Below are 15,396 nucleotides of genomic sequence, written 5' to 3' on the forward strand. Positions count from 1 at the left end.
GGCATGGTGGTAGATTACCTTTCTTCCCAACCCAACCGGGCTGGATATCAGGTGTCTACCTAACAGGGGTCAGGTCCCCATTAAAACCCCAGCTTTACAATTAGTTACGACAATGGCATCGTTCAAATCACTTTCCGCCGGCTGTAGGCTAATGCTTATGCAAATTAATTGGTTCCTTAGTGGGCCATGTAGCCGGGTTGACATGAATCTCCAGTAGACGGCCATCCACCAAATTAATGGCGTCTATAAATGTTTGGTTAGATTCCCTTTCCGCCTTATCCACACCAAGTAATACCTCAAATACGCCGTGAGAGTTGAATGGAATGAATGATTCTCCATAAAAATCACGCTCCAGCATTGAGGGCCCATACCATGCTGCCATCCGATGCTCCCAATAAAACTGGGTCACCCCGGGAAGAAAATCTGGAGTAAACCCGCCTATATCGTCGAGCCATTGAGCGAAGATTTTCTCAACTGTGCTCAAATAACGGTTCATTCCTACGGTGGCTTCGATTTCCCGCTTTGTTCTCCTAGGGAAGCGCTTCACATACATCTTAGCCAAAGTGGATGGGTCATTTCCGTCTGTTAGCCCTTGAGCTTCGATGTCTGTATAGTGCCCACGCCCAAGCTCCATAAGATTCCCGCTCACAATAGCGGTCTCAGGATCTTTGAAATGTTCGGTCATCCCTGCGACCCACTTTTTATGATGTGACCCATAGTTGACCACTTCTAAACGTTGGGAAAGCACTGGGCTAGCCTTCTTAACAGGCGGTACGGAGTGTTCAACCCCCACTAGCTCTGCCAGCTCTTTCGCAACAAGTCGATCGACCTTAGTATCACTACTCTTCTCGCCGTAGGTAAAAGTTTCAAAGTCTATACCGGCTTTTACAGCAGTTGCCAGAATGAGACGGGAATCGAACCCAGCAGTCATTGCGATAGCAATCGGCCGCTCCTTAGCAAGCCTAGTAAGAGCGTTAGCCCCCGACGAAATTGTAATTTCGGCGGCTTGTGAAGGAGATACTTCCACCATTTTTTTCGTAGGCCAATAGCGGAATATCTGGTTCTCTTTAACCTTGTAACCAAGATTCGCGGTAAGAATTTTCGTTCGCGAATAAGGCGTTTTGTTCCCAGGAAAGCCTAACCTTGCGGGAAAATCAGATCGGTCAGCGTTACCGCCAAGGATGTACTCGACCAAAGCAGCGTGAGACGCCACAACGCCACCATTTTCCGCGTAAAAAACTGAACGCGTCGCTGTCGCGTCAGCTACAACTGACAAACTCACGGCGTCCCCATAAAATACAGCGTAGCGTCCTGCAAGCCACTTCAACTTATCAAAAAATTCCTCTTCTCCAAGCGATAGCGCAGAAAGCAGCTCGGAGCTGGGAACCCCTTGAACATCATTTTGAAAGACAGCCTCTCCTAAAACCACGACAAATGTACCCCGATACGCCGCCGCATCAATCTTGACCCATGGATCGACCCACAGGTTTTCAATCACAGGAGCTTTAACAAACCCCAACGGCGGACAAAAAGAATGCTCTGCATATGCAAAGCCACGTGGAAAATTGCTTTTAAAGGCTACCATCACAAATACCTAACTCGGGGTTTCGAACAACCGGATTAATTCACTCTAAATGAGTGGAAGCAAGATGTAAGCTATCTAAACGAGCTACGTCTAGACCAAGAATCCCACTTCCACAGTCGTCGGGAAATAGACTCACTCTATTAATGCTTACGTCCTATCTGCACCAAAGACACCACATTCGTAGCAATCAAAATATTCAGTAAATTTTTTGCCTCGCAGCAAGTCCAAGTAAAGACGTGCCTCCGCGTCATAATACAACTTGCCCAGCTCCTTATCCGCCTCATCAAAAAGCTGACCTGCATATGTCCCGCCCGGATGTGGTGTTATCTCCCCCAGAAAAACTCGGTTGTCCGCCGCAAGAAAATCAATCCTCAAGAACGGCACAGGACTGGCAAGCGAAATTTTTTCAGCATAATCCAATAGTATTTTTGGGAAACCAGCCGTCTCGAGGCGCTTGCGAGCTCCATTCATGCGGAATTCCCCGCCAGAAGGACGGTGGTAAAAATATTCATTACCGTCTTGAGTATACGGATCTCGTTTGATTTCTTGCACCACTCCGGGCTGACCGTAAAATGACCATACCTTGAAATCGTGTGCCAGGTTCCCATCGTCTGACGTAATTGCCTGCTCAAGTTTCCAAACTGGCAAGTCCTTAAGTCTCTCACTTCTTAGTTCAGTGATAGCTTCATCAACAGACGGGTAGCGCTGACGGGACGAGAAAGACACCAATCCCAGTCCTTCGTCAACATAAAACACTCCGTTCGCAGCTGAACCTTCTTCGGGCTTTAGAACGGTATTTGGGCGAAGCTCAATATTATCAATAGTCTCTTTTTCTTGAAATATCTCCGGCGACGGTACCCCAAGCGCCGCCGCAAAATGCCGATCAGAAGTTTTGGAATTCCCTCCAGGAGCTATCAATGCACCATTTTTCTTTATTGACTTCTTCCAGAGCCGTGTATGAGCAAGCGAAGATCGAAACGACACGCCAATATCGAAACGTTCTAAATCCATCGCAAACCGAGGCCGCACATCTTTATTACTCAGAGGCGAAAAAGCCATCGATAACAGCTTTTTTCGTTCGGAATCGTTTAGATCAGGTGACTGCTTAAGTGTGTTTATGCTTTTCCAAAGGTCACTTTTCGCCGCGTGAAGAGCCCTTACTTTACGCCGAATGCCTTTTTCTAAGTCCTCATACCCGTTGGATTCCATGAGACTACCCTTTCTCTTGACAGCGAATATAAAATGCTGAAACCGTAGCCGTTAGCGAGACATGGCCAGCGACAAACTTACCCGTCTAGAACGTACAAATCATAGAGATCTGAGCCCATATCTAGACATGTATCCGCAACTTCTTAAATGAATCGGTTTTTTAAAAGCCAGACACGCCTCTTTAATACACGACTGGCATCCTTCATCAAATTGATCAGGGAGGTGTGATTAAGATGCGTCCGAATCACAGCTTCCGATCGGGAAATCGGGAAATCTTCCAGATTGAATTGAATAGTAGGGAAGACAGAAACGTCTGCCACACTTGCCTCAGGCAACTGCCGATAGTTTCGATAACGTTTTCCAAGGTCGTCAGAAGGCTTATCCACTCCAGAATCTTGGCTCAAATGCATCGTGTGAACATATGATATCTGCCTAGCATCTAGGATCACTGGGTTCTTCTCGTCGGTTCTAGGATGGGCGATCGGCTTTGGTTGTAGCACTCTTCCGCGTGAATCAGTTTTACAGACCTTTAGCAACCCCAACGCTATCTTCGGACGATTCTCGATTCTCGGACCGAAGAATTCTCCATCAGAGTAAAATGCCTGAATTCCCTTTGCCAAAGAAACTACCATTCCAGCAAAATCGGACTTCAGATACTTTGAGCACTGTTCAAAATAGGTGGGCGCGAGGATATCGTCGTCATCTAATCGGTAAACCCCATAGACAACATTCTTGCCAAAAGCCTTGGCCCCATAATCAATTAGATTAAGGCCCTTCCGATTCGTCGAAGTCCGTAAATCGAGTTTGATCCAAGAATACCTCTCGGATGCTTCCTCTAGCATAGCTTTATATTTCGACGGTAGCTCATCGGAGTAGCTCACTACATGCACCAAATTTACCTCTTTTGCTGCTTGATCCAAGATCGGCAAAGAGATTTCAAAAAATATATGTGCACGCTGCCGAAGGCGATGCTCATCAAAAAGTGCTTCCCTATACGGGTCTCTTCCAGAGCCGTCATCCCTCTTCTGCCTTGTCATTCGCCAAGAGCTCGAATTTGGCTCATAGAGACTGAACCGAGTGTGACCTAAAAAATTGTAAGACACAGGCTTTCCTCATTCATTTCGATCAAAGCGAAGCAAGTATTTGCGTGATCTGCGAGCTGAATGCTTCTCGGCTAAAACGCTCCTTCAAAACCTGCGCGGCTACGCGTTGCTGTCCGGTATACAAATCCCAATCCTCGTAATACTTTCGAACCATGCCCTCAACTTCCTCGACTTCACAATAGAGCGCAGCCTTTCCGAATACTTGTTGGAACTGGCGGGGAAGTATTACTACCAAGTTTGCCGCTATTGCTTCGAGTATTGAGCGCCCAAAGGCTTCCACCGCTTGAGAATTCTGGAAAAACACATAGAAATCAAGAGAGTCCAAGAAATCATAGACTCCCATCGCGTCCCGTTCTAACACGGTCCAGTTATCCGGAAATTCTTGCGTTTTCAGCAGTCGAGAAGGGGTCTTCCCACCTCCCATGACTCGCACCTGGATATCGCCCGAAAGAGGGTACGCCAAGCGGATAAGTTCCTTGCTTTCCGGCCATTTCATACCATCATCTCGAGAATGACGCCCAATGACGGGCCCGTTCCCCCGCTTTTGACGAGGTATCGATGTGTGCCATTCATTTAGCTCAAGAATTCCAGGAAAATCAAAAGCCTCCAACTCACCCTTCGCCAAATATCCTTCGATAGCTTCCCGCACCTGGGGCCCTTGCGGTACCCAAGTAACCGATTTCGTGAAGCAAGCCTGTGCTTTTTCATGACAATCGCGGACTAAATACCTTATGTCAGACCCATCGAGTTCTGATGGAGCTTGGTTTGCTGTAATGAACATCCGCTTAATACGAAGCGCCGTTGGCCGGTCCGCCATGAACTGCAGAATCGGAGGATATCTAAGTATAAGAAGATCAATATCTATGGCATCATCATATAAAACTTCATCCACATAGCCAGAATTTATTAATCCTTGGATCTGTGGTGCCAAGAAATCCACTTTCGTAGACATGAAGCGTCCTGCCTCAAGATGAAGGACAGCGACGGTCATCCCAGCTGACTTCAACGCATGAATCTCTTCGAGCATCGACTTTTGTGGCCCGCCCCACTTGCGCCAATCGCCAGCAAGGACTACTTGGTAGGATTTCTGGCCACTGTGCAAGACCCTAAACCTACGAGGTACCGCAATCTCCGGAAGAACACCTTGCATCACGTCAAGGTCATGCGGTTGTGAATTGGCGTGCCAATGCTCATATGATGATTTGAACTGGTTTCGAGCGGGGTGGCTCCAACCAGCTGCAAATTCACTTCGCGATAGACTGTCCGCCAGTATCCTCACTATGGTCAATGGCAGTCGGATCGGCTGCACATTTTTCTGAAATCTCTTTTCAAGTCGTTTTGCAACCTCAGTGTCAGCGGCTTTTCGTGTCTCTAAAAAGCCGCCAATCTTCTTTAGATCTTCAGTCCTGACCATCAGCGATGAAGCGTTGCTATTTATCGATTTATATCCCAGCCGGAGTCGACTCAACTCCTCATTACAAAGAAGTGCATCTACCCGGCATCCAATAGCAGTTGGGTTCTCCCTCATAAACCTGACTTGGTGTTCTAGCCGCTGCGGGTGAGACCAGTCATCGTCGTCTTGGCCAGTGTAGAACTCACCGTTTGCCTCAGATAAGCCTACGTTTCGCGCCGCGTAGGTCCCTGAATTCTGCTCCAGCTGAATCACACGGACACGGGGGTCTAAGGCTTGCAACTCATCGAATATGTCTTGGTAATCGTCTCCCGAGGCATCGTCAACAATTATGAGTTCAACTTGCTTCAATGTCTGTTGCAAAATTGAGCGTGCCGACGTCAGAATCTGTCTGGATTCCGGCTTATAAGCTGCCATAACTACAGAAACTACTGGGGCACCGCTACCCTTCACCTTAACCATGTCCGCTTCAGCTTGGTGAACGGTTAAAGCATCGAAAGGTGCCAAAATATCCGTTCGCTCCAAACCGACTGGCCACAGTTCATTCTCGAAAAAAACCTTATTGAACGACCTCAACCATTCGTCCACCTTGGAATCAGAAACTGACTGGGTGGAGTTGGTTCCGAATGGAGAAATGAGCTCGGCTTCCAAGTAGGAATACTCGTGAAGACGAATATCCTTCCACTTCGCCAAAAGATGGGCGGCATGCTCCTTCTCCCCTTCCAGCAGTGAGTATTGAACTTCGAGGAGCCGAGCCTTTTTATTTTTTCTATCCGCCGGTCGAGCCTGGTTAACAGCCGAAAGCAGCCAAGCCCCGACTCTCCTGTCGCGCTCATCGGCACAACTAAGCAAGATTAACCTAGCAATATCTTCAATTGGTTTTGTCGAGAAAGTATCGCTCCTCGTCTTACCAAAGAGACGGTCTGAGAGGCCGCTCACCCCAGCAGAGGAATACGTATAAGCAGCAAGTGCTCTCAACTCATCCCATACCAGTCGATTGCCGCTGGCTTCCATCGACAATATATCGAGATACTCCAACGATTGGTTGCGGATAGCAGTAGCGAAGGCCGCATTCGGACGTCGTTTTGATATTTCCGCGTAATCTGCCAGTAAATCTCGCTTTTTTAAATCAAATCGATCCCGAATTGATAGATATTCAGAGAAATTATCTTGCCACGTCTTCATTTAGTTACTTCCGCCTAGATCTGTTTCGTGAGCTTCGCTGAGCCCCTAGCTAACGGTCAACTCTCGTAAAAGTTCGCCCGGACTCCACATCTTCTTAACGAACGCCAGCCCTCTTTCTGCTTGCTCTTGATAAAGAAACTTGTCTCGCCAAAGTCTAGTGATTACGCCGGCGACATTCTTCGGAGATGAATAAATGGCGGAGCTACCGAAAACGGATCTGTAACGGTAAGGCAGTATGACAACCTTTCCGGACGCTTGTGCTTCAAGAACTCCTTCTACTAAAGCAAGCCCCCGCTCTTCGCCGAAAGGAATCCAGAAGTCGATTGAATCAAGGAACTCAGCGAAGTCCTGACTTTCCGGTTCCACATAGTGAGAGGCGCTCAGTATTACCGTCGCCTTCTCTGAAAGCAAAGGCGCTGACCCATACATTGATACTTGCCATGAGGAATTCTGTCCATAAATTGCATGGATATCGGCAAGTTGCGCGGGCCACATTGTGTTCTGGGAGTTTTGGCGGTCCGAGAACCGGCCGACAACTGGTATATCACGCCATTCTCGAGCAGACGGACTTTCAGTTTTGAATGTGAGCGCACTTTGCCAGATCCTTTTTCCGGACGAGTTGAAACTCTCAATTTCGACGCCTGGAAACAACTTCTCGGCATTACGGACAACGGTCGATTCGTCATATAGCTTTCTGAATTCGCTAGCTACAGATTCATGCCAAAGAATCGCAAGCGTGGCAACTTCCAAATTAGAGGCTAAGTTCTCGACAAACTGCAATACTGAGGGGTCCGGCGCTATTAACTTTGACACCACAGCGGAATCCTTTAGTGAAAGAACTTCAATGTTGGGGTGTTCTGCCAACAGCAGAGTTTCCTCTGACGGGACACCGTTAGCATCAGAGTGGGGCGAAAAAAGATTGAGGAGCCCCACTCGCAGCCCGTTATCTGCCGCGATACGCGCATCTCTCAGGACCTTGTGCTGTTGGAAGTCGTCCAAGGAGAAGTCCGCAGCAACGACCATGTCAAAGCGCCCTAGGTGCTTACCCCTCATTCCGGCGCGCATATTTGCTGGGGCTGATATCCCCTGAACCGTTTCTTGACTTGGCCAAGTCATTGTTTTGTGAACTCGTGTAAAAGACGCATGATAGAACAGTCGGGACGGATCTTGGTATCCTCTGCTTATTTCACCTGCTGTCAACGACTGATCGTGCGTTCTAGTGAATGACAAGGGCAAGGGGCATACTGTCGCAACCTTCGTATCCCCAAATCGCTCAACACGCTTTTTAAACTCTTCATCCGCACCGCGGTTAATTTCGTGCCATCCGCCCAACGCCTCAACCATGCTCCTCTCGAGCATCAAAGAAGAGTAGTTCGACTGAATGTATTTGGGGTTGGAATTAATCCGAGTAAACTTCATATCCTCCGTGACTCTGATATGTCGCGAGACACAAGCTTTGACTTTCGGATTGCTTATTAAATATTGCGCTTGAATTGCAAGCTTCTCAGGGTGTGACCAATCGTCGTCATCGTGGACTGTCACGTACTGTCCAGTTGAATATTGCAACCCAAGGTTACGAGCGGGGTATGCCCCTCGATTTTCTCCTTGCTCCAGCAGCAGGACATCCTCATATTTTCCGCAAATTTCGCGGAGCTCGCTCGCGTTTTCTGGGCTGGACCCATCATCAACGACGATGATCTCTATGTTTTTCCAAGATTGGTTGACAAGTGACCGCAGTGTCGTATCAATCCTCGTAGCTCCCTCAAAGGTAGGGACGATCACCGTGATCTTAGGCCCGTTGATAGTCCTTGGCTCAGCCAAATCCGACGCCAAATTATCGATGCTCAATTTCGAGTCTTGGTCGTGTAGACGTAGTCCCGGCAAGCCTTTACGCTTGTACAAGGCTGAGACATGATGAATCCAGTTTGCGAAATTCCCTTCCTGCCTGTGCAGTTGATTGGCGATCGTAAACTCCGTTTGCAGCGGGGCCTGCATTCGCTTGTTTTCTCTCTGACATAGTGCCACGGCCTCTTTGTATTTTCCCTGCAATTCCAATACTTCAGAGAAGAGAATTAGATCTCGCGAGCCCAGTACCGAGGCACGATTCAATGCAAAAAACGCATAATAAAGATATTCCGCGGTTTGCAGGTCGTGTTGACTAAATCTCTGATTTGAAATCACCCTTGCCAGAGCAGCTACAAACTCCCAGTTCCATGCCTCTACAGCACGTAGGGCCTCATCATCACCGGCTTCGCATTCTTCAAGTTTAGTTACTAAGGAATTAAGCCCCCCAGATAGGCCTGTAGCTTGGAACGCTAAGCTATCTCTCACGGAGATACTCCGGTTACGAAGTGCAAATTTTTCTAGCGTACCGACAGAAGATGCATGCACGCTTCCCACATATTCAACACAATCTGCAGGAACAGGGCTTAAGGCCAACGATTGGGTTGAACCGTCTCGCGTGTTCGCTCGGCTTGATGCTTCATTCAGTTTCGACGAGTTTCTCGTCCTATTCCCAGACGTAGTTAGTCCCCCAATAGACGGCGAGTCATTTCGCCCTGCCCCAGTTCCCCTCTCCTGGGTTGTTGGCTCCCCAAAAGAACTGTCTTTAAGTTCCCTTGTAGCGGCACGAACTTCAAGCAGTACCTTACTAATGCGGCCAACCGTTTTCACCAAATAGCGGTGAATAACAGCGGATAGAATGACCAAGACGACTAATACTAGAAAGATCGTCGCCAAGCTAAAGTCAATGCGCCAAAAAGAGAATGCAATACCGGCCAGTGCGAGTAAGAGACCTCCTGCCGCCAGCAATTTTGATTTGTTCATGCGTTGCCTTTCTCACCGCTAGTTTTGGCTATGCGTTGTGACGCCAAGGAAGAAAAAAGTTCAGCCGCTTGCTTCGCCCCGTTAGTTCCACTAGCAGCGGCCATCTTAATTGCTATATTTTGCCGCCTTTCGGGGTCTGCCATGTCGACGATTTGTTCTCTTAGTTCTGCACTATCTCTCGCACATAGGCCTAGCCCTGCACTCGCGAGTTTGCTAGCGCGCGCGACTTGGTCATCAGTTTTCGTGAATTCGTTTGGCACGAAAACACCGGGGAGCCCGAACTCGACTGATTCTTGAACCGAATTATATCCAGCCGCGAATACACCAAACTCAAAGGCTCGATAGACACGCGACAAGGGGTAATACGAAATCGAATGGATATCCTTGGCTCCGCCGTCTTCAGACAACGGATTTCTCACCACAACCGGAAGCCAGGAGTCTCCAAGACTTTGAACTGCTGTTATGGCCTCTTCGAGCGCGCTCTGAATTGAATTGATTCGTCCTGCTCCTAATTGGATGAGGACAGCCTTTTTACCCTTCGGGATTTCGAGGATTTCTCTGGCCTCTTCAGCTGGCAAGAGATCGGACTCTTCCCCGAGCACTACTGGGTCGACGTACATCACATCAATGTCCGGGCCGCAGTCGACTTCTTCCACGAATCCATGGTCCCTCGGTACCACGACATAGTCACAATACAGATGCGCGTTATGACGTTGCTTGCTTCGGGAATCTACCTCTTGCTTCCATGCTCCCCGCTGAAGCCAGACCAACGGTACCTCGGCCTTTCGGCAGCTTGAGCTCACCCCTCTATAGACGTAGGTGCCGTCAAATACAACAAGATCTGGGGCAAAGCTTTCAATTGTCGCTTCCAAGTGCGCCTGCATGAAGCGGTTCCATATCTGACCCGACATGCCCAAATCACCGTAAGATGGAAAGTAAATAATTTTTCGCGGATCTCGCGCAATCGTTTTATAGGCCGAAGACATCGTATAGATGAGTACATCGCCATCAAGATGCTGGGCAACGGAATTCAGGCGAGTCAGGTGCCCTAAGCCGGCTCCGTTGCTGGTTACCAAGAGTATTCGCTGTTGAGAATTCTGAGGAGGGAACGCATCAGTAATTCTCCGCTTCAGAGCATCGAAGTGCGCACTCGAAGGCGCTTCCATGATGCCTGAAATATTTCTTAGCATTCTAAACGCTTTTTTTATGCGCGCCGAATAGTACCTAAACGATTGTCGCATTCTCTTGTCACTGCCTCGCGAAAGCCACCCAACTTGTGATATGGGTGAAGTTGGGTGGCTGTTTTAAAGTTAAAGACGATCTGCTGGTTTGTCGACAATTCCGCAGGTATCCAAGAATAGACGAGCGTTTTCTTGGATCGCCGAAACGTCGTATGGAGAATGGGCTTGCAGCAAGACAACGATGTCGGAATCAGCAATTGCTTGCTGCAGATCTTGCTCAGAGGTCAAGCTATCGCCATCACCAAGGTTCCACACTGGAACAAATGGATCATGGAATCGGACGTTCGCCTGTCGCTTCAGAAGCTCTCGAGCAACCGGAACTGCGGGAGACTCACGCTGATCTGCGATATTTGGCTTGTAAGTAACCCCAAGCAGCAAAACCTTTGCACCATTTACTGCTTTCTTTTCCCCATTGAGCCTTTCAGCGATTCGCTCCACCACGTAACTAGGCATGGAGTTGTTAATCTCCTGAGCAAGTTCAACAAATCGTAGTGGGTATCCTAGACGGCGACGAACCTCATAGGACAAATAATTCGGGTCGATCGGGATGCAGTGCCCACCCACACCAGCTCCGGGCGTAAACTTCATAAAGCCGAAAGGCTTTGTGGCGGCACCGCGAATCACTTCCCAAATGTCGATTTGGAGCTCATGGCACACACGGGCCATTTCATTTACCAACGCGATATTCACATGTCGGAATGTGTTTTCCAGCAGCTTTGCGGTCTCTGCTTCCTTCACACCACTGAGAGGGACAACTTCATCAACGAAAGACTCGTAAAACTGCACAGTCTTTTCTGTCGCAGTTGCGTTAATTCCGCCAACCAGCTTCGGCGTGTTCTTGATACCAAACTTCTCAGATCCTGGATTTACACGCTCCGGACTGAAGGAAACAAAAAAGTCACGACCTGCCACAAGCCCCGACTTGGCCTCCATGATTGGCACACAAACGTCTTCAGTCGTTCCTGGGTAGGTTGTAGATTCCAGGATGACCAAAGAGCCCGGCTTGACGCTCTCACCAACGGTCGCAGAGGCAGCTTCCACGTACGCCAAATCGGGAGCCCCCGCCTCCCCAAGCGGTGTTGGAACACAAATTACGGTCACATCGGACTGACCCACCACCGAGGCATCTGTTGTCGCTTCATATCCATTGCTCAACATTTCTTCGATGTCACTATCGGATAGATCGTCAATGTGAGACTCACCGCTATTCAATTTAGCTACAGTTGCCTCAGAAACATCGAGTCCAAATACTTTCCACCCTGAAAGGGAAGCTTCTTGGGCAAGAGGTAAACCTACATACCCTTGGCCGACAACAGTTACAGTCTTAGTCATTATTCTCCCAAGGGCATTAGCCCCAAAATACAATCAACGGGTTAACAATTCTTCTTCAGAATACATTATCCCCCGACCATGCTCGACACTAGCTCTAGCTACTCAAATTTTACGTTCAGTGACACTGCCGGAGCCTAAAACAGGATCTGCAAGATGCATTCCCTTCAACCTTTTCGCCGTTCAACTTTCGGAGATGTGCTAAAACTAGCGACGGCTAGGAACTGTAGCGCAGCCCCCTCACCGCCCGGTCAAACGATGATAGCGTCCCGCACTCCGCTGGGCCCCGATCACAATTAACGCTAAGTTTCGCAACGAATTTAGTCGGATTTACAATCTTGGTTGCCGCTTTTCCATACGCCCCTCCTCCAACACCCAAGCAAGGGCCAAACCCATACGCGGTTAGTGCATTGATACCCTAGCCGCTCTTGCCCCTTCTGCCATTTAGGGAAACCATTTTTATATAGCTTTGCGCATTTCGAATATGCTGCACTCACAAGCCAATCAAAGGCTATCGCATATATTGAGTATTGAAGTATTTTCGAGCTTCGCTATCAAATACTATGCTCGGTTTCCGGTAACCTTGCTTGACATCTTCAACTATTTGCGCTGCAGACTGAGTGTCTTCATTTGCGCGAGCCTTATTCCACCGCTCGTAAGGTTTGGACACCTCTCTTACAGATCCGTCCGAAATAACCTCGCCATCGTTAATCCAAATGGCACGATTGCAGTGCTTTCGAATACTTGAAGCTGAGTGTGACACCAACAGCATTGTGCCAGTACCCCCTAGAAACTGATCCATCCTTCGCTTCGCCTTGGCAGTAAAAGCCGAATCACCTGTGGCAAGTGCTTCATCAATCAAAAGCACCTCCGAAGGCGCCGCGGTAGCGAGGGCGAACTTCAACCGAGCCTTCATTCCCGACGAATAGGTTTTCAACGGACGATCGGCAGCATCATTTAAATCGGCCCAAGCGATGACCTCTTTCGTCAGTGCTTCCGCCTCCCTAGGCTCCATCCCTTTCGCAAGAAGCCCCAGACGCGCATTTTGGGTTCCGCTTAGATGATTTTGCAGCGCTCCAGAGACGCTCAGCAGCGTTGGCTGAGCACTAACGAGGACGTCCCCAGTCGTGGGAGCAACACCCCCCGATATGATATTCATCAGCGTTGATTTGCCGGAGCCGTTTTTCCCCAAAACTCCGATGGCATCACCTTCATGAGCGATAAATGAGACCGACTTTAGCGCTTCAACTTCAGTCCATCCACCTCTATTGAACAGCCCACGTGAAGAGCCTGTCTTGGTCAGCCTATAGGTCTTAGAAAGATTTCGAACAACTACCGTAACTTTATTGGACATTCGCATACCTCTCGTCGGCCGCCCAAAAATAGACGTATCCAACTATCGCCACGCCGAACGACCACGCACTCAAATAAGTCAGGGTAAATAAACCTGGCGATTGGCCATCCAAGACGAAACACCGTACCGCATACAAAAACTGGTAAATAGGATTAAGATACATTATCTCCATCACCAATTGGTGACCGGCATATCTATCAATAGTAAAGAATATTCCTGATACGAAAAACAGGGCTCTAGTTAAAAGAGTTATTGGCGTGCGCATATCGGGGACGAACGCCGTAATTCTTGCAACAAAGAACGAAATACCAAGGTTGAATAATTGGATAAGCAGGAATATGGGAACAACAAAAATTGCCTGCCAGTGGACACCGTCATTCAATTGAAATAGGCTAGCGACAATGACGGCAACTACCGCCGGAGCTATCGAATCCAAAAAGGTCTTCCACGCATTAGAAAAAACCACCGCCGCACGGGGGAAATTAAAAGAAGTTATCAACGCTTTTGCGCCCTGCACTAATCCAGTGCCGGTGGCGAACCCCCTTGTTGACAGACGATAGAACACGACGCCGATCGTCAGAAAGCCTAAAAAGTTGTCGATCCCGCGATTTGTTTTCAGTACAAGCCCGAACACCAAGCCGTAAAGTAATACCTGCAAAAGGGGATCTAAAACAATCCACGCTTTCCCCAAGAAGGTGTCGTTGCCTCCCCTCAGGGCACGCCCCCGCGCCTCTGCCAGAATGAAATTCTTTCGCTCCCACAATTGCCGCGAATATTCGACCAATGAAGGCCTAGCCCGAAGTTTTTGCAACGCGCCGTCATCGATCAAGGTCATTTTTCGACTACGCATTTCTATTTAGTCCCCACTGCCCCTGGTACTGGGCGCTTTCATTTTCCCCGTAAAGTCGAGCCAAGTGTCGGTAGAAAACGCTTCACGAACCCATTCCAAATCGAGGCTATGCGCCACCAAAAGGATCGTCAGGGCACGAGTATAGAGTCCATCCCGCTCAAGACAAAGCTTAACGTTCGGGAAAGGCGACAACTCTTCCGGCAGCTCAAGGACATACGGATCATAAATACAAATATTCAGGTGCGAATTTTCTTTAGCCAGCCGGCTAATGATACTTATACTCGGCGACAGCCTAAGATCATCAACATCAGCCTTGAAGGTCAAGCCTACAACATTAACTTCTTGGTACCCCTCTAAGCGAACCCGTTCGACCACTCTATCTACAACCCAACTGGGTTTAAAATCGTTCACCGACCGTGCGGCCTGAATCATTCGGGTGTTCTCTGGCGCAACACCAACAATGAACCAAGGATCAACCGCAATGCAGTGCCCACCCACTCCAGGACCGGGCTGTAGAATGTTCACCCGCGGATGACAGTTCGCTAGTTCAATGACCTCCAGACCGTCAGCACCGATGGCTTTTGCAATCATCGAAATCTCATTAGCAAAGGCAATGTTGACGTCTCGGTACGCATTTTCTGCCAGCTTAGTTAGCTCAGCAGTTTTACTATTCGTTGTTAAGATTTCACCGCAGCAGATAAGCGAATAAATTTCTGTAGCTCGCCGGATAGCCACAGAACTATCGCCTCCTACTATACGACTATTGACCTGTAGCTCTTCAAAAATCGCTCCTGGCAAAACCCGCTCTGGACAATAAACAACATGTACTGACCGGCCGTTCTCCTTTTCGAAATTCAAGTCTGGCCTAGCTTGTGCAAGCCTCATACGTAGGTTCACAGTCGCACCTGGAGGCGAGGTCGACTCGATTACAATGAGTTCGTCGCCAAGCAGCTGTTCTGCGATCGAATCTACTGCCGACTCAACCATGGACATATCCACCGTTTTGTCTTCATTCAACGGCGTCGGAACGGCCACAAGATACGTTTGCGCTGGAACCGGATAAGAAGAAAAGTGAAGCCGCCCAGAACTCACTGCACTATTCAGCTTGTCCTCAATTCCACGCTCCGGAAGAGAACTCTCGGATCGCATGAGGGCTTCAATTTTCGATTGATTTATATCAACGCCCACAACACTAGGCAGTTGCTCAGAAAACGCTAAAGCAGTTGGGAGACCGATGTACCCCAGCCCAACGACACAAAGATTCGGTCGTGCAGTGTCACCAGACAGCTGAGTGTTCAACACG

At 48.7% G+C, this 15,396-nt stretch carries 10 protein-coding genes; all 10 read right to left on the minus strand.

Annotated features, from left to right (window positions below):
• Nucleotides 1–148: 148 nt before the first annotated feature.
• A complete protein-coding gene (locus QP363_RS08315; RefSeq protein WP_284763957.1) occupies nucleotides 149–1,588 on the minus strand; it encodes a hypothetical protein in 1,440 nt (479 codons plus the stop codon).
• A gap of 144 nt (nucleotides 1,589–1,732) precedes the next feature.
• A complete protein-coding gene (locus QP363_RS08320) occupies nucleotides 1,733–2,794 on the minus strand; it encodes an ATP-grasp fold amidoligase family protein (protein WP_284763958.1) in 1,062 nt (353 codons plus the stop codon).
• A gap of 143 nt (nucleotides 2,795–2,937) precedes the next feature.
• On the minus strand, nucleotides 2,938–3,897 hold the full coding sequence (locus tag QP363_RS08325; protein ID WP_284763960.1) for a glycosyltransferase: 960 nt from the start codon (nucleotides 3,895–3,897) through the stop codon (nucleotides 2,938–2,940).
• 22 nt (nucleotides 3,898–3,919) lie between these two features.
• Nucleotides 3,920–6,493, minus strand: coding sequence for a glycosyltransferase (locus QP363_RS08330; RefSeq protein ID WP_284763962.1), 2,574 nt, complete (start codon nucleotides 6,491–6,493; stop codon nucleotides 3,920–3,922).
• Nucleotides 6,494–6,538: 45 nt separating this feature from the next.
• Nucleotides 6,539–9,319 carry a glycosyltransferase gene (locus tag QP363_RS08335; protein ID WP_284763963.1) on the minus strand — a complete coding sequence of 927 codons (2,781 nt, stop codon included), beginning with the start codon at nucleotides 9,317–9,319 and terminating at the stop codon, nucleotides 6,539–6,541.
• Nucleotides 9,316–10,509 (minus strand): glycosyltransferase, encoded by a 1,194-nt coding sequence (locus QP363_RS08340; protein ID WP_284763965.1) that lies wholly within the window; start codon nucleotides 10,507–10,509, stop codon nucleotides 9,316–9,318. The genes QP363_RS08335 and QP363_RS08340 overlap by 4 nt, the downstream gene beginning before the upstream one ends.
• A 120-nt stretch (nucleotides 10,510–10,629) precedes the next feature.
• On the minus strand, nucleotides 10,630–11,892 hold the full coding sequence (locus QP363_RS08345; protein WP_284763967.1) for a nucleotide sugar dehydrogenase: 1,263 nt from the start codon (nucleotides 11,890–11,892) through the stop codon (nucleotides 10,630–10,632).
• A 508-nt stretch (nucleotides 11,893–12,400) separates the two neighbouring features.
• Entirely contained in the window at nucleotides 12,401–13,243 is an 843-nt protein-coding gene (locus QP363_RS08350; protein ID WP_284763968.1) for an ABC transporter ATP-binding protein, read from the minus strand.
• Nucleotides 13,233–14,078 carry an ABC transporter permease gene (locus QP363_RS08355; protein WP_284763969.1) on the minus strand — a complete coding sequence of 282 codons (846 nt, stop codon included), beginning with the start codon at nucleotides 14,076–14,078 and terminating at the stop codon, nucleotides 13,233–13,235. Before QP363_RS08355 ends, QP363_RS08350 begins: the two co-directional genes overlap by 11 nt.
• Before the next feature lie 21 nt (nucleotides 14,079–14,099).
• The gene (locus QP363_RS08360) at nucleotides 14,100–15,392 is read right to left on the minus strand and encodes a nucleotide sugar dehydrogenase (RefSeq protein ID WP_284763970.1); all 1,293 of its coding nucleotides are present in this window, start codon (nucleotides 15,390–15,392) and stop codon (nucleotides 14,100–14,102) included.
• Nucleotides 15,393–15,396: the final 4 nt, after the last annotated feature.

This window comes from Corynebacterium sp. UMB6689 (assembly GCF_030215295.1).
Classification (GTDB): Bacteria; Actinomycetota; Actinomycetes; order Mycobacteriales; family Mycobacteriaceae; genus Corynebacterium; species Corynebacterium aurimucosum.